Genomic DNA, 14,583 nt, shown 5'->3' on the forward strand with positions numbered 1-14,583 from the left:
TCTGCAGGTCGAGCGCGCTCGTGGGGAACGCCTGGATGTCAGGGGTCCGGCTACAGGTCCAGGACGAGGGTCTCGCCCTCGGCGGCCCGGGAGACGCAAGGCAGCAGGGCGCCGGCGGCGCGCCGCTCGGGGGTGAGGCGGCGGTCCCGGTGCTCGGGCTCACCGGCCAGCACGCGGACCTCACAGGTGCCGCAGAAGCCCTGGTGGCAGGAGTACGGGAGGTCCGGCCGGGCCTCACGCAGCACATCCAGGGCGGACCGGTCGGCCGGCACGGCGAGCGCCGGACCGTCCGCGCCGAGCCGCACCGTGAACGGCTCGCCACCGGTGATCGGGCCGGCCCCGAAGCGCTCGAAGTGCAGGGCCCCGGCCGGGGACGCGTCCAGCGCCCGCTGGACGGCGGCCAGCATCGGGGCCGGCCCGCAGCAGTAGACGGCGGCGCCGCGCGGGGCGTGCGCCAGCAGCTCCGCGCCCGTCGGCACGCCGCCGTGCTCCTCGTCGGTGCGCAGCACGACCCGGCGCGGGTCGAGGGCGTGCAGCTCGTCCGCGTACGGGAGGGTGTCGGCGCTGCGGCCGACGTGGACCAGGCGCCAGTCGAGGCCGTGGCGCTGCGCCTCGCGGGCCATGGGGAGGAGGGGGGTGATGCCGATGCCGCCGGCGAGGAGCAGGACGGTGGGCTCGGCGCAGAAGGCGAAGCCGTTGCGGGGGCGGCGGGCGCTGAGGCGGGCGCCGCGGTGGAGGGTGTCGTGGATCTCCACGGACCCGCCGCCGCCTCCGGGCAGCCGGCGGACGGCGATCCGGTAGGTGGTGGGGTCGGCGGGGTCACCGCTGAGGGAGTAGTGGCGTTCGCGGCCGGAGGGCAGGGTGAGCCGCAGGTGGGCGCCGGGCTGCCAGCCGGGCAGCGGGCCACCGGAGGGGTCGGCGAGCGTCACCTCCACTACGTCGGTGGCGAGTTCGCGCCGGTCGGCGACGACAAGCTGCAGCGGCGGGGTGGGCCTGCTGAACGGGCGGCGGGGGTTGCGGCGCAGCAGCGGGCCACCGAGGGCCGGGGAGTAGCGGTCGCCGAAGGCGGTGAGCCGCCGCATGAAGCCGTCGGCGCGGGGGCGGCCGTAGAGGTCGGGGGGCGGGTTCAGCAGGTCCATGCGGCGGGGTCCTTGGCGTCGGTGCGGGTGGGGTGGCGGGTGGGGCGGCGGGAGACGAGCGACAGCCGACAGCTTTCAGATGACAGAAAACGTTATCTGTTATCTGAAAGCTGTTATCTGAAACCTGTCATCTGTCATCTGTCAGCCGCCCACCGTCGCCCGTTCCCCACCCGCCGCCGCGGCGCGGGCGGCCGGAGAGGTCGCGAGGTAGCCGAGGGCCTGACTGGAGGAGCCCTCCTGGGTCGGGTGGTAACCGGGCTTGAGGTAGCGCAGGCCCGAGCGGATCGACTTGACCGGGTCGGGCAGCAGGCCACGCTTGGCGATCCGGCCGGCCTCGCGCCAGGTGGGCTTGATCCGCCCGTCCAGCGTCGGGTCGGCGGCGAGCATGAACCGGGCTCCGCGCACCCACAGGTGCACCAGCAGCGGGCCGGAGACGGCCATCCCGCGGATCCGGCGCAGGTAGCCCGGGTCGAGGTGGACCATCAGGTCGTAGGCGACGCTGCGGTGCTCGACCTCCTCGGCGCCGTGCCAGCGCAGCAGGTCGAGCATCGTCGGATCGGCCTTGGCGCGGTCCAGGCCGGGCGAGTTGAGCACCCAGTTGCCGAGGAAGGCGGTGAAGTGCTCGATGGCCGCGATGAACGCGACCCGCTCGATGATGTTCTCGCGCCGCCGGGCGGGCGAGAGGCCGGGCTTGTCGCCGAGCACGCGCTGGAACAGCCAGGCGATCTGCCGCACGTACGGCCGCGGGTCGAGCCCCTGCCCCAGGAGGTGGTCGAGGACCTCCTGGTGGGCCTCCGCGTGGATGGCTTCCTGCCCGATGAACCCGAGCACCTCCTCGCGGAGTTGCTCGTCCCGGATCAGCGGCAGCGCCTCCTTGAAGACCTTGACGAACCAGCGCTCCCCCTCCGGCAGCAGCAGGTGCAGCACGTTGATGACGTGGGTGGCCATCGGCTCGTCGGGGATCCAGTGGAGCGGGAGGGCCGCCCAGTCGAAGCGGACGTCCCGGGGTTCGAGGACGAGGCTTTCGTGCACGCGGGCCGCGGGGGCGGCGAGGGCGGGGACGGGGGTGGATCGGGGCATGGCGGGCCCTCCTGACCTGGGGCGACGGCTCTGGGCGGCGGCTCGGCTCTGCTCGGCTCAGGGAAACGTACTCGCGGGTAGCGACTCGGACAAGGGTTTCGGCGACTCTTATCGACATCGAGTCTAATAAGTGATGTGCACCGCCGGACGCCCCGGGAAACGCTCGGGGCCCCACCGGCTCTCCGGTGGGGCCCCGTTTGACGGGCGGCCGCGCTCAGACCGCCATCGCCAGCATCACCGGCGCCGCCCGGGCCGCGAGCAGTTCGGCCGCCGCCCGCAGCCGGTGCACGTTGTCCACCGGCATCGACATCGCCAGGCAGCCGACCGTGTTGCCCGCCGTCACCGGCACGGCCGCGCACACCGTGCCGAGTGCGTACTCCTGGATGTCCAGCACCGGGACGGTGGCCGGCTGCCGCTCCAGACGGTGCATCAGCTGGTCGGCGTCGGTGACGGTACGGGAGGTGAGCCGGGCGACCGGGTGGCGGGAGAGGTGGTCGCGCCGGCCGTCCGAGTCGAGCTGGCTGAGCAGGCACTTGCCGATCGCGCTCGCGTGCGCGGTGGCCCGGAAGTCCACCCACTCGTGCACCGGCGGGGCGTACTCGGAGGAGGAGACGGCCTCGACCGTCAGTTCCCCGTCGTGGTAGCGGCCGAAGTACACGGCGGCGCCCAGCTCGTCGCGGATCTCGGCGAGCTTGCGGTTGAGCCGGGCCCGGACGAGCTGCTCCCGGTTGTGCTGGCCGAGCAGCGCGAAGGTGCCGCCGAGCACCCAGCCGCCGTCCTGGCACTGGAGGTAGCCCTCGATCTCCAGGATCTCCGCGAGCCGGCGCACGGTGGGCAGCCCGAGCGAGGTCTCCCGGGCGAGGGCGACCAGGGTCGCGCCGTCGGGGTGCCGGTCGACGGCTTCCAGCAGTCTGAGGGCGTGCTGCAGGGAGGTGAACGGACCGGGCAGTCCCTGGTCCAGCGCGGCGTGACGACCCGGGGCTGGTGTCGACATGTCGTCCCCTTCCGATGTCCCCCACGGAGCGACCGCGGGCGTCCTCCAGCCTATCGACCCGAGGGCTCCGGCAACTGCTCTCCGTGAATATTCCGTGCAGCTCCGTATTCACGGAACGCCCAGCGGCGCACGGAGGCGCGCAGGGGCGGGAAACACCGCGACGGGCCCTCCCCCACTGCCCAGGGGGAAGGCCCGTCGTGCGGCCGCCGGGGTGCGGGCCCCGGCGGCCGGTGAGGGTGGAGGAGGAGCGGAGGGAGGAGGAGCGGAGGGAGGAGGAGCCTTCGTCAGCCCTCGTCGCCCGCACGGAGCTTGGCTACGGCCGCCTCCAGGCGGGCACCGTACTCCTCGTCCGCGGCGTGGAAGTGGGCCAGGTTCTTCTCGACGATGTCGTCGCGCGTCACCTGGGCCAGGAAGCCCGCGATGTTGTTGATCAGGCGGGTCTTCTCGCCGGCCGACATGAGGCGGTAGAGCTCGCCGGCCTGGAAGAAGTCGTCGTCCTTGGTGTGGGCCGGCGTGGTGTAGGTACCGGTGTGACCGTCCAGCTTGACCGACGCGGCGAGCGCGTTGTCGGTCTGGGCCGGGCCGTCGTACGAGTTGGGCTCGTAGTTCTTGGCGCGGCCGGCGCTGTTGGCGGCCATGAAGCCGTCGCGGCCGTAGTTGTTGACCTCGGTGGCGCGCGGCGCGTTCACCGGCAGCAGCGTGTGGTTGACGCCGAGTCGGTAGCGCTGGGCGTCGGCGTAGGCGAACAGGCGGCCCTGGAGCATCTTGTCCGGGGACGGGCCGATGCCGGGCACGAAGTTGTTCGGCGAGAACGCGGACTGCTCGACCTCGGCGAAGACGTTCTCCGGGTTCTTGTTGAGCACCAGGCGGCCGACCTTGACCAGCGGGTAGTCGGCGTGCGGCCAGACCTTGGTGAGGTCGAAGGGGTTGAAGCGGTAGTCCGCGGCCTCGGCGACCGGCATCAGCTGGACGTAGAGGGTCCAGGACGGGAACACGCCGCGCTCGATGGCCTGGTGGAGGTCGCGCTGGTGGGAGTCGGCGTCGGCGCCGAGCACCTCGGCGGACTGGTCGCCGTCCAGGGAGCGGATGCCCTGGTTGGTCTTGAAGTGGTACTTCACCCAGTACGCGTCGCCGTCGGCGTTGACCCACTGGTAGGTGTGGGAGCCGTAGCCGTTCATGTGGCGGTAGGAGGCCGGGATGCCGCGGTCGCCGAACAGCCAGGTGATCTGGTGGGTCGAGGCCGGCGAGTGGGCCCAGAAGTCCCAGACGTTGTCCGCCTCCTGCACGCCCGTGTAGGGGTCGCGCTTCTGCGAGTGGATGAAGTCGGGGAACTTCACCGGGTCCTTGATGAAGAAGACCGGGGTGTTGTTGCCGACGAGGTCGTAGTTGCCCTCGGCCGTGTAGAACTTCAGCGCGAAGCCGCGCGGATCGCGCACCGCGTCGCTGGAGCCGAGGGCACCGGCCACGGTGGAGAAGCGCAGGAAGACCTCGGTGCGCTTGCCGACCTCGGAGAGGAAGTCCGCCCGGGTGTACTGCGAGACCTCGTCGGTGACCTCGAAGTAGCCGTAGGCGCCGGAGCCGCGGGCGTGCACGACGCGCTCCGGGATGCGCTCGCGGTTGAAGCGGGCGAGCTTCTCCAGCAGCTGCTGGTCCTGGATCAGCAGCGGGCCGTACTCGCCGGCCGAGGCCGAGTTCTGGTTGTCGGCGACCGGGGCGCCGGACTCCGTGGTCAGGATCTTGGACATGGAGGGGTCCTTCAGGTGTCGATACAGGCGGTGCGTGGAGAGGGCGTGGAGAGGGAGGGCGAGGGGCCCCGGACGCGGAGCTGGACTCGGACGCCGTGGGGAGGTGCGGGCGCCGGCGGGAGGTGCGGGCGCCGACGGGAGGTGCGGGGCCAGCGGGACTCAGACGCCGAGCAGGCGCCAGAGCGCCGAACGGCGCCGGGAGGAGTGCTCGCCGTCGGGGCCGTCGGCCGGCTGGAGCACGGCGACGGCGGCGGTGGCCGCGGCCGGGCCGGCCAGCGGGCGGGCGGCGGTCAGCGCGGCGGCCTCGTCGGCGCTCAGGCCTGCCTCGGTCAGCGCGGCGGCGGCCTCGGCGGCCGGGACGGCGTTGAACCAGCGCAGCGCGAGGGCCGCACGGCCCGCCTCGGTGAGCCGGCCGGTGAGCCGCAGGCGGGCGAGGCCGCCGTCCGGGTAGACGTTGATGCGCACGTGGGTCACCGGGCGGCCGACGTCGAGCCGGAAGCGGTGGCGGGTGTCGGGCTGCAGGCGGGTGCGGGGCAGGATCTCGAACCACTCGCCGTCGGCGCCCTCGGAGGGGTTCCCGCCCGTGGAGGCGTCGAAGCCGACGAGGTCGGCCCAGCCGGGGGCATTGGCGACGAAGTGGGTGGTGTCCACCTCGGCGGCCAGGACCTCACCGCCCCCGGCCAGGGCGATCTGCACCCAGTCGTTGGCCTTGTCGCGCCGACGCCGGGTCTCCCAGCCCTCGCCCATGACGGAGGCGCGACCGGGAGCGTTCAGGTTGTGCGGGGAGGAGAAGTAGCGGTCGGACGCCGCCTCGGCCACGCCGCCGTACTCCTGGGCGGCGAGGTCGAAGGTCAGGCCGTCGAGCTCGCGCGGGTCGGGCAGCACCTCGCCGTGCACGCGCAGACGGGCGACGCCGCCGTCCGGGAATATGCTCAGCCGCACGTGGGTGTAACGGGTGTCGTCCTCGACGGCGAACTCGTGGGCGGTGTCGCCCTTGAGCGCCGTGCGCGGCACCAGCGTCGTCCACTGGGCGGCGGCGACCTCCTCGGGCGAGGGGTGGCCCGGTACGGACGCGGCCTCGACGGAGGCGCTCTCCGGGTAGTTGCCGGTGAAGTGGGCGGTGTCGACGATCACGCCGCGGATCACGCCGCCGGTGCCCAGCCGCACGATCGTCCAGTCGTGGTCCTGGTCGGTGGGGTGCGGCTGGTCGGCCGAGACGCCGCGGCGGCGCTTGGACTCCCAGCCGTCCATGATCTGGCCCTTGTGGCCGAAGGTGTGCGGGCGGAACTCGGCGGGCTTGGCGACCAGCAGGTTCTCGGCGTCGGCGAAGGTGTCCTCGTTGGTGGCGACGACGCCGGCACCCAGCAGCCGCGAGGCCAGGTTGACCAGCTCTGTGAAGGGAGCGCTCGGGATGTCGGCGGTGGTCACGTCGTCTCCTCTGTTCGAGTCGGTGCGAGTCGGTGCGAGTCGGTGCGACTCGGGAGTGCGGGCGGGGCGGGCGGCGCGGGTCAGTTCGCGCCGGACCCGGACCCGGCCTCGCCGGCGGCCGCGGCGGCGTCCGGGCGGGCCAGCTGCCGGCCGAAGGGCTCGGCGGCGGTGTCCACGACCCGGCCGCGCAGCCAGGTGGTGCGCACGACACCGGCCAGGGTCCGCCCGGCGTACGGGGTCACGGGGTTGCGGTGGTGCAACCCGCTGGCGTGGACCGCGAATTCGCCGTCCGGGTCGAAGGCGACCAGGTCCGCGTCGCGGCCCACCTCGATGGCGCCCTTGGTGGCACTCAGCCCGGCCAGCTCGGCCGGTCCGCAGGCCATCCAGCGCACGACGTCGCCGAGGGTGTGGCCGCGGCGACGGGCCTCGGTCCAGATGGCCGGCAGACCGAGCTGGAGGGAGGCGATGCCGCCCCAGGCCGCGGCGAAGTCGCCGCTGCCGCCGTGCGCGGGCAGCAGTTTGAGGTCGGGGGTGGACGGCGAGTGGTCGGAGACGACGGCGATGAACTCGCCCGCCGCCAGGGCCGCCCAGAGCGCGTCCCGGTTGGACTCGTCGCGGATCGGCGGGCAGCACTTGAACGCCGTGTCGCCGTCCGGCACCTGCTCGGCCGCGAGGGTCAGGTAGTGCGGGCAGGTCTCCGCGGTCACCCGCACCCCGTCCTCGCGGGCCCGGCGCAGCAGCGGCAGGACGGCGGCGGTGGAGACGTGCAGGATGTGGACGCGGGCGCCGGTGCGCCGGGCGGTGTCGAGCAGGTGGGCGACGGCGGCGGTCTCCGCGTCGGCGGGGCGCGAGGCGAGGAAGTCCCGGTAGTGGACGCCGGGTTGCTGCGGGGCGGCGGCGAGGACGGCGGGGTCCTCGGCGTGGATGATCGCGAGGGCGCCGATCCGGGCCTGCTCGGCCAAAGCGGTCTCCAGGTCGGCCGCCTCGACGTGCGGGAACTCGTCGACGCCGGAGGGGGCGAGGAAGCTCTTGAAGCCGAACACGCCCTCGCGGTGCAGGGGTTCGAGGTCGGCGGCGTTGCCGGGGATCGCCCCGCCCCAGAAGCCGAGGTCGACCCAGGCCTGGCCCTCGGCGGCCTTCCGCTTGACCTCCAGGCCGTCCACCGTGGTGGTGGGCGGGACGGAGTTGAGCGGCATGTCGATGATCGTGGTGACGCCGCCGGCCGCGGCGGCCCGGGTGGCGGTGGCGAAGCCCTCCCACTCGGTGCGGCCGGGCTCGTTGACGTGCACGTGGGTGTCGACCAGGCCGGGCAGGAGCGCGGTGTCGCCGAGGTCGACGAGCCGGCGGTCACCGGCGAGGAGCGAGCCGTGTCCGGCGATCTGCGCGATCTTCCCGTCCCGGATCAGCACGTCCGCGGGGCGCTCGCCGTCGGGCAGGACCACCCGCCGGGAGCGGATCACCGTGGGCTGGCTGACAGGCATGGGGGCCTCCGAAACCTGGGAACTGGGGGGGGCGGGAACGCCGGAGCGGACTGGGCGGGCGGTCGTCCGGGGCGGTCCGGGAAGGCGGGAACCGAAGGATTGCCGGGAGCCTAGGCCCGCCTTCAACAAAACGTCAATGGAGGAACGTACGAGTGTTCGCGCGCCGTGGCCGCCACGCGTGCGCGGGTGCACGGCTCAGCCGCCCAGCAGCGCCCCGGCCAGCCGCTCCCCCGCGGTCTCGGCCAGTTCGGCGGCCCTGGTCATGCTGTCGCCGGGCTGTTCGGCCAGGTCGGTGAGGGCGATCGCGGCGGTGAAGCCGGCCGAGCGCCACTCGCTCTCCGACAGCTCCAGCCGCCCCGCCACAGCGGCCACCCGAACCCCCGCCCGGGTGGCCGCCGCGGCGACGCCGGCGGGGGCCTTGCCGTGGAGCGTCTGCGCGTCCAGGCAGCCCTCACCGGTGACGACGAGGCGTGCCCCACGCACGGCCTCGTCGAAACCCAGCAGTTCGAGCAGCAGCTCGATACCGGGTCGCATGGTGGCGCCGAGCAGGGCGAGGGCGGCGAAGCCCACCCCGCCCGCGGCCCCGGCGCCGGGGGCCTCCCGCACGTCCCGCCCGGTCGCCTCGGCGACCTTGTCCGCGAAGCGGGTCAGGCCCTCCTCCAGGATCACCAGGTCGTCGCCGTCCGCGCCCTTCTGCGGGCCGTAGACGGCGGTGGCGCCGCGCGGGCCGAGCAGCGGGTTGTCGACGTCGCAGGCCACGACGACCTCGACACCGGCCAGGGCGTCGGCCAGCGGGCCGAGGTCGATCGTCGCGAGCCTGCGCAGCGCCGCGCCGCCGGGCGCGAGCTCGTTGCCGTCCGCGTCGCGCAGGCTGACGCCCAGCGCCTGGACCATGCCCGCGCCGCCGTCGGTGCAGGCGCTGCCGCCGAGGCCGAGCACGATCCTCTTGGCACCGAGCGCGACCGCCCGGCCGATCAGCTGGCCGACGCCGAAGGAGCCGGCCGCGAGCGGGGCGGTGCGTCCGCCCGGAAGCCGGGCGAGGCCGGAGGCCTGGGCCAGCTCGACCACGGCGGTGTCGTCCCGCACGGCGAGCGCGGCGGCCACCGGCAGGCCGGTGGGGCCGGCCACTTTGGCCGGGACGCGGGCGAAGCCGGCCGCGAGCGCGGCGGCCAGGGTGCCCTCGCCGCCGTCGGCGACGGGCAGTTCGCGCACCTCGGTGCCGGGCGCGGCGCGGCGGATGCCGGCGGCGATCCTGGCGGCGACCTCGGCGCCCTCCAGGGTGCCCTTGAACTTGTCGGGAGCTACGACCACATGGCCCAGGTGGGGGGTGGCGGGCATGGCGCGGTCCTCACTTCCGTACGGGTGCGGCTGGTTCTTCAAGCTTGGGGCCGGAGGGCCCGGGGGTGCCATCCCCTTCCCGGACGATGCCGGGCTGTGCCGGGAGGCGCCGGGTCTCAAGGGCGCCGGGACGGCCCCGGAGGGCGGCCCCCTCCCGCCGTTCCCCTCGTCCCGCTTCCGACGTACGAGGGGCTCCCCTCGGCAGGGAGGGGGCCGGGCGACGCGTCACTGGCACGACCGAAGTGCCCCCGACAGGGAGGACGCGTCACCGGCTGGGTCGACCGGCAGGCGGGCGGATGAGCCCCGGCCCGGCTGCCGGTCGGGCCTGGCCTCCTGGTGGCGCGGGCACGACCGGATAGGTACACGCCACCAGGAGGAGTCTGTCCGGGCCCGGCCGGGCCCGGTGGGGTGTTACTTGACCTCGCGGCCCGAGAGGCGCTCGACGCCGCGCAGCAGCGCCGAGTGGTCGAGCGAGCCGTCGCCGTTGGCGCGGGCGGAGGCGACGAGCTGGGCCACCACGGCGCCGACCGGCAGCGCGGCGCCGACGGCGCGGGCGGCGTCGGTGACGATGCCCATGTCCTTGTGGTGCAGGTCGATCCGGAAGCCCGGGGCGAACTCGCGGTTGAGCATGTTCGCCTTCTTGCGGTTGAGCACGGTCGAGCCGGCCAGGCCGCCGCCGAGCACGTCCAGCGCGGCGGCGAGGTCGACGCCCGCGTTCTCCAGGAAGACCACGGCCTCGGCCAGGACCTGGATGTTGACGGCCACGATCAGCTGGTTGGCGGCCTTGACGGTCTGCCCGGCGCCGGACGGGCCGACGTGGATCACCGTGGTGCCGAGGGCGTCGAACAGCGGCTTGGCCTCGGCGAAGTCCGCGGCCTCGCCGCCGACCATGATCGACAGGACGGCCTCGACGGCACCGGCCTCGCCGCCGGACACCGGGGCGTCCAGGGCGCGCACGCCCTTCTCGACGGCGGCCTTGCCGACCTTGATGGAGGTCTGCGGGGTGATCGAGGACATGTCGATCACGAGGGTGCCGGCCTTCACGTTCTCCAGCACGCCGCCCTCGCCGAGGATGACCGCCTCGACGTGCGGGTCCGCCGGGACCATCGTGATGACGACCTCGGCGTCCTTGACGGCCTCGGCGATGCTGGCGGCACCCCGGCCGCCGGCCGCGATGACGGCGTCGATCGAGGCCTGGGAGAGGTCGAAACCGGTGACGTCGTGCCCGGCCTTGACCAGGTTGATGGCCATGGGCTTGCCCATGATGCCGAGGCCGACGAAGGCGATCTTGCGGCTCATCGCGTCGTTCCTTTGTACGTAGGTGGGGAGGGCTGGGTGGTGGCCGCCCGCCGGGGCGGGCCCGGTCGCGCCGGCGGCCGGTGCCGCTCGGCGGCGCGGCGTTACTTCGCGGCGCGCAGCTCGCGCGGCAGCCACCCGAAGCTGTCGGCGCTGACGCCGGTGGAGGGGCGGTACTCCAGGCCGATCGAGCCGGTGTAGCCGGCGGCGGTGAGGCGGCCGAAGAGGTCCTCGAAGTCCAGGCCGCCGGTGCCGGGCTCGTTGCGGCCAGGGTCGTCGGCTATCTGCACGTGGCCGATGCGGTCGGCGTAGGCGTCGATGACGGCCGCCAGGTCCTCGCCGTTCTTGGCCAGGTGGTAGAGGTCGCACAGGAACTTGGCGTTGCCGAGCCCGGTGGCCGCGTTGACCTCGTCGACGATCGCGACCGCGGCGGGGGCCGACACCAGCGGGTAGTCGGGGGACTCGACCACGTTGAGGGCCTCGATCAGCAGGATCGCGCCGACCTCGTGCGCGGCCTTCGCGGCCAGCACCAGGTTCTCCAGCGCGAGCGCGTCCTGCTCGGCCGGGTCGACGCCCTCCACCCGGTTGCCGTACAGCGCGTTGAGCGCGGTGGCACCGAGGGAGGCGGCGAACTCGGCGGCGACCGGGACGTTGGCCCGGAACCGCTCCTTGTCGGCCGGCACAGAGACCGTACCGCGGGCGCCCTTGGAGAGGTCGTCCAGGAAGTTGAGGCCGGTGAGCCGTACGCCCGCGTCGGTGAAGGCCTTGCGGAGCGCGTCCAGCTCGGCCGGCGAGGGGTCGTGCTCCTCGCCGAAGGGCCACCAGAGCTCGGCGGCCGTGAAGCCGGCGGCGGCGGCCGCGGCCGGGCGCTCCAGCAGCGGGAGTTCACCGAACAGGATCGACAGGTTGACCGTGAAGCTGTGCCGGGAAGCTGCCGTCACGTCACTCACCTCTCACTCTCTTCCGACATCCTCAACTTCCACGATCCGGAAGAGGGATTCTGCGTGGTGGAAGCATCTCCGCCCCGCCGATCGACTGTCAAGGGTGGCGCAACAATTTGTTGAAGTGGCCCGGAAACCCCTCCCGGAAGGGCCGGCCACTGTCCGATCACCCAGGCCCTGCCCCGCCCCACCCCCGCTCGCTACAGTGAGCGGGTGCGATTGATGGTGGAGTTCACGACAGAACCGTTCGAACTGGACACGTTCCCCGAGCACGCCGCGGCGGCCCGCAAGGTCGTCGACGAGGCCGGCCTCGCCGTCTCGGTCGGCCCCTTCGGGACCGGCGCCGAGGGCGAGGCCGACCAGGTCCTCACCGCGGTGACCAGACTGCTGCGCGAGACCCTGGACGCCGGGGCGACCCGGATCTCGGTCCAGGTCAGCGTGCTGGGCGACGGCGGTGGCAACGGCGGCGCGGCGGCCGACGCGACCCGGGAGGAGGGCGGCACGCCGTGACCGAGCACGCGGAACACCCGCTCGTCGCGGCCGTCAAGCCGCTGCTGGACGCGATCGGCGCCACGCCCGTCCCGCTGGAGGAGGCGAGGGCCGAGGACGTCGTCCTGGAGTGGGAGGGCGCCCCGGCGCTCGCCGTCCGACTGCCACACCTGAGCAGCGCGCTGGACCGGCTGCTGGCCGAGATGACCCGCCAGTTCGACGGCCGACCGCTGGCCGAGCTCGACCGCTGGGAGAAGCAGCGGGTCGTCGCCCTCCTGGAGGAGCGCGGCGCCTTCACCGTCCGCCACGGCGTCGAGACCGTCGCCACGGCGCTCGGCGTCAGCCGCTTCACCGTGTACAACTACCTCAACCGCCAGGACGGCTCGAAGTCCTCCTGAGGCCTCCCGGGCCCCGGAAAGACGGGCGGCCCCGCCGGTGCGGTCCAGTGTGGATCACCCCCCGGCGGGGCACACTTGGCGAATCGCACACGAAACGGCCCGGCAACACGGGCCCACCCAAAACGTAACCACCAACCGTTAAACAAAGTGTTGACGGCCGGGTGGGGCCGATCTAGCTTGTGCGGGTGGCACCACTCTTCAGGAGGTCCACCCGTGACCAACCACCCCCACGCCCTCGACGCCCTCGCGGCGGCCGACGCCGCCGAGCTTGAGGCGATCCTGCTGGAGATCTGCTCCAGCCCCAGCTGGGCCGCCGCCGTCGCGCAGGCCAAGCCCTGGTCGGACCGCAGCGCCCTGCTCGCCGCCAACGCGGCGGCGATGCAGTCACTGACGGTCGCGGACCTGCACGACGCGATGGCCGGCCACGCCCGGATCGGCAAGCCCAAGGCGGGCGACGCCACCTCCGAACGCGAGCAGGCCGGCATCCAGGGCGTGGACCAAGCGCTCCTCGACGAACTGCACGAGGCCAACGCCGCCTACGAGGCGAAGTTCGGCCACGTGTTCCTGATCTGCGCGACCGGCCGTACCGCGGCCACCATGCTCGCCGCCCTGCGCGAGCGCCACCCCAACGACCCCGCCACCGAGGCGGAGATCGTCCGGGGCGAGCTGCGCAAGATCAACGACATCCGCATCAACCGGCTGCTCGACGAGTCCTGAGCCGGTTCTGACGTATCGTCAGTTCCGTTTCCCGGCACGACCCGCGACCGACTCAGCGAATCCTCTGTCCTGACGATTCGTCAGATCATCATCGCGAGGCCGCGCCGCGCTCGGCGAAGCATCCTCACATCTGCCATCAGTAAGGTCACTTCACCCATGACTGGCATCTCCACCCACGTGCTCGACACCAGCCTCGGCCGCCCGGCCGAGGGCGTTCCCGTCGAGCTCGCACTGCACACCGAGGGTGGCTGGAAGGTGCTCGGCACCTCCGCCACGGACTCCGACGGCCGGGCCAAGGACCTGCCGGCCGTGGAGGCGGGCTCGGTCGTCCGGCTGCTCTTCGACACCGCCGCGTACCACGCGCAGCGGTCCGCCGAGCAGCCGTTCTTCCCCGAGGTCTCGATCGTCTTCACGGTCGCGCCCGCGCAGCACCACTACCACGTGCCGCTGCTGCTGAACCCGTTCGGATACTCGGTCTACCGCGGAAGCTAGTAGACCGACCTGGAAGCTCAAGGAGCCAAAGTCATGGCCCACGTGCTCGGTCAGAACCAGTACGGCAAGGCGGAGAACCGCATCGTACGCGTCTACCGCGACTCCACCCGGCACGAGATCAAGGACCTGAACGTCTCGGTCTCCCTCCAGGGCGAGTTCGAGGACGTCCACCTCACCGGCTCCAACGCCAACTGCCTGCCCACCGACACCACCAAGAACACCGTCTACGCCTTCGCCAAGGAGTACGGGATCGAGTCGGCCGAGGCCTTCGGCATCATCCTCGCGCGGCACTTCGTCGACGACACCGAGCGCGGCGTCGTCCACAGCGCCCGCATCCGGATCGAGGAGTACGCCTGGGACCGGATCAAGACCCCGGACAACTCGGCCCGCTTCATCGGCTCCGAGGAGGTCGGCCACTCCTTCGTCCGCACCGGCCAGGAGACCCGCACCACCGAGGTCGTCTACGACGGCGCGAGCGTCCAGGTCATCTCCGGCCTCAAGGACCTCATCGTCATGAACTCCACCAACTCGGAGTTCTGGGGCTACATCAAGGACAAGTACACCACCCTGCAGGAAGCCTACGACCGGATCCTCGCCACCCAGGTGACGGCCCGCTGGAAGTACGGCTACAGCGGCCGCGACGGCGAGGCCCAGCCCAACTGGAACCGCTCCTACACCCACGTGAAGCGGCACCTGCTGGAGGCCTTCGCCGAGACCTACTCCTACTCGCTGCAGCAGACCCTGCACTCGATGGGCACCCGGGTCCTCAACAACCGTTCCGAGGTGGACGAGGTCCGCCTGGAACTGCCCAACAAGCACCACTTCCTCGTCGACCTGGAGCCCTTCGGCCTCAAGAACGACAACGAGGTCTACTACGCCGCGGACCGCATGTACGGCCTCATCGAGGGCACCGTGCACCGCGAGGGCGTCGTCCCGGTCATCCCGGTCGTCTGACCTCCCCCACCATGGACACCGCCCGGCGTCGCCGCACCCTCCGGCCCTCAACGGCCGGCCGAGTCCGGGCGGTCCGCACCACCCCCAGCAC

At 72.9% G+C, this 14,583-nt stretch carries 14 protein-coding genes; 5 read left to right on the forward strand and 9 right to left on the reverse strand.

The window, feature by feature from the left end:
• Window positions 1-50: 50 nt before the first annotated feature.
• The 9 genes from PUR71_RS31645 to PUR71_RS31685 form a co-directional block, all read right to left on the reverse strand.
• Window positions 51-1,139, reverse strand: a complete 1,089-nt coding sequence (locus tag PUR71_RS31645) for a PDR/VanB family oxidoreductase (RefSeq protein ID WP_329930603.1) — start codon at window positions 1,137-1,139, stop codon at window positions 51-53.
• Window positions 1,140-1,280: 141 nt separating this feature from the next.
• Entirely contained in the window at window positions 1,281-2,219 is a 939-nt protein-coding gene (locus PUR71_RS31650) for a metal-dependent hydrolase (RefSeq protein ID WP_329930604.1), read from the reverse strand.
• 214 nt (window positions 2,220-2,433) lie between these two features.
• Window positions 2,434-3,213 (reverse strand): IclR family transcriptional regulator, encoded by a 780-nt coding sequence (locus PUR71_RS31655; protein WP_329930605.1) that lies wholly within the window; start codon window positions 3,211-3,213, stop codon window positions 2,434-2,436.
• 284 nt (window positions 3,214-3,497) lie between these two features.
• The gene (locus tag PUR71_RS31660) at window positions 3,498-4,958 is read right to left on the reverse strand and encodes a catalase (RefSeq protein WP_329930606.1); all 1,461 of its coding nucleotides are present in this window, start codon (window positions 4,956-4,958) and stop codon (window positions 3,498-3,500) included.
• Between the two features lie 159 nt (window positions 4,959-5,117).
• Entirely contained in the window at window positions 5,118-6,386 is a 1,269-nt protein-coding gene (gene alc, locus PUR71_RS31665) for an allantoicase (RefSeq protein WP_329930608.1), read from the reverse strand.
• An 80-nt stretch (window positions 6,387-6,466) separates the two neighbouring features.
• Window positions 6,467-7,867: an allantoinase AllB gene (gene allB / locus PUR71_RS31670; protein WP_329930609.1), complete on the reverse strand. Its 1,401-nt coding sequence runs from the start codon at window positions 7,865-7,867 to the stop codon at window positions 6,467-6,469.
• Window positions 7,868-8,062: 195 nt separating this feature from the next.
• Window positions 8,063-9,205 carry a glycerate kinase gene (locus PUR71_RS31675; protein ID WP_329930610.1) on the reverse strand — a complete coding sequence of 381 codons (1,143 nt, stop codon included), beginning with the start codon at window positions 9,203-9,205 and terminating at the stop codon, window positions 8,063-8,065.
• A gap of 411 nt (window positions 9,206-9,616) precedes the next feature.
• Window positions 9,617-10,504, reverse strand: coding sequence for a 2-hydroxy-3-oxopropionate reductase (locus PUR71_RS31680; protein WP_329930611.1), 888 nt, complete (start codon window positions 10,502-10,504; stop codon window positions 9,617-9,619).
• A gap of 101 nt (window positions 10,505-10,605) precedes the next feature.
• Window positions 10,606-11,451 carry a TIM barrel protein gene (locus PUR71_RS31685; RefSeq protein ID WP_329930612.1) on the reverse strand — a complete coding sequence of 282 codons (846 nt, stop codon included), beginning with the start codon at window positions 11,449-11,451 and terminating at the stop codon, window positions 10,606-10,608.
• Window positions 11,452-11,664: 213 nt separating this feature from the next.
• Here PUR71_RS31685 and PUR71_RS31690 point away from each other — a divergent pair, with 213 nt between their 5' ends.
• The 5 genes from PUR71_RS31690 to pucL all read left to right on the forward strand — a co-directional run bounded on the left by PUR71_RS31690 (window position 11,665) and on the right by pucL (window position 14,492).
• Window positions 11,665-11,952, forward strand: coding sequence for a thiamine-binding protein (locus PUR71_RS31690; protein WP_443077657.1), 288 nt, complete (start codon window positions 11,665-11,667; stop codon window positions 11,950-11,952).
• On the forward strand, window positions 11,949-12,329 hold the full coding sequence (locus PUR71_RS31695) for a helix-turn-helix domain-containing protein (protein ID WP_329930614.1): 381 nt from the start codon (window positions 11,949-11,951) through the stop codon (window positions 12,327-12,329). Before PUR71_RS31690 ends, PUR71_RS31695 begins: the two co-directional genes overlap by 4 nt.
• A 213-nt stretch (window positions 12,330-12,542) precedes the next feature.
• Entirely contained in the window at window positions 12,543-13,046 is a 504-nt protein-coding gene (gene uraD / locus PUR71_RS31700) for a 2-oxo-4-hydroxy-4-carboxy-5-ureidoimidazoline decarboxylase (RefSeq protein ID WP_329930615.1), read from the forward strand.
• A 156-nt stretch (window positions 13,047-13,202) separates the two neighbouring features.
• On the forward strand, window positions 13,203-13,538 hold the full coding sequence (gene uraH / locus PUR71_RS31705) for a hydroxyisourate hydrolase (protein WP_329930616.1): 336 nt from the start codon (window positions 13,203-13,205) through the stop codon (window positions 13,536-13,538).
• Between the two features lie 33 nt (window positions 13,539-13,571).
• Window positions 13,572-14,492, forward strand: a complete 921-nt coding sequence (gene pucL / locus PUR71_RS31710) for a factor-independent urate hydroxylase (RefSeq protein WP_329930617.1) — start codon at window positions 13,572-13,574, stop codon at window positions 14,490-14,492.
• The last annotated feature ends 91 nt before the right edge of the window (window positions 14,493-14,583 follow it).

It is taken from the genome of Streptomyces sp. SP17BM10 (assembly GCF_036322405.1).
In the GTDB taxonomy this organism is placed as follows: domain Bacteria; phylum Actinomycetota; class Actinomycetes; order Streptomycetales; family Streptomycetaceae; genus Kitasatospora.

What these genes read in the sequence shown, in the direction of transcription:
- PUR71_RS31645 (WP_329930603.1), bottom strand. Translation starts at nt 1,139, where the DNA reads ATGGACCTGCTGAACCCGCCCCCCGACCTCTACGGCCGCCCCCGCGCC.
- PUR71_RS31650 (WP_329930604.1), bottom strand. Translation starts at nt 2,219, where the DNA reads ATGCCCCGATCCACCCCCGTCCCCGCCCTCGCCGCCCCCGCGGCCCGC.
- PUR71_RS31655 (WP_329930605.1), bottom strand. Translation starts at nt 3,213, where the DNA reads ATGTCGACACCAGCCCCGGGTCGTCACGCCGCGCTGGACCAGGGACTG.
- PUR71_RS31660 (WP_329930606.1), bottom strand. Translation starts at nt 4,958, where the DNA reads ATGTCCAAGATCCTGACCACGGAGTCCGGCGCCCCGGTCGCCGACAAC.
- allB (WP_329930609.1), bottom strand. Translation starts at nt 7,867, where the DNA reads ATGCCTGTCAGCCAGCCCACGGTGATCCGCTCCCGGCGGGTGGTCCTG.
- PUR71_RS31675 (WP_329930610.1), bottom strand. Translation starts at nt 9,205, where the DNA reads ATGCCCGCCACCCCCCACCTGGGCCATGTGGTCGTAGCTCCCGACAAG.
- PUR71_RS31680 (WP_329930611.1), bottom strand. Translation starts at nt 10,504, where the DNA reads ATGAGCCGCAAGATCGCCTTCGTCGGCCTCGGCATCATGGGCAAGCCC.
- PUR71_RS31690 (WP_443077657.1), top strand. Translation starts at nt 11,665, where the DNA reads ATGGTGGAGTTCACGACAGAACCGTTCGAACTGGACACGTTCCCCGAG.
- uraH (WP_329930616.1), top strand. Translation starts at nt 13,203, where the DNA reads ATGACTGGCATCTCCACCCACGTGCTCGACACCAGCCTCGGCCGCCCG.
- pucL (WP_329930617.1), top strand. Translation starts at nt 13,572, where the DNA reads ATGGCCCACGTGCTCGGTCAGAACCAGTACGGCAAGGCGGAGAACCGC.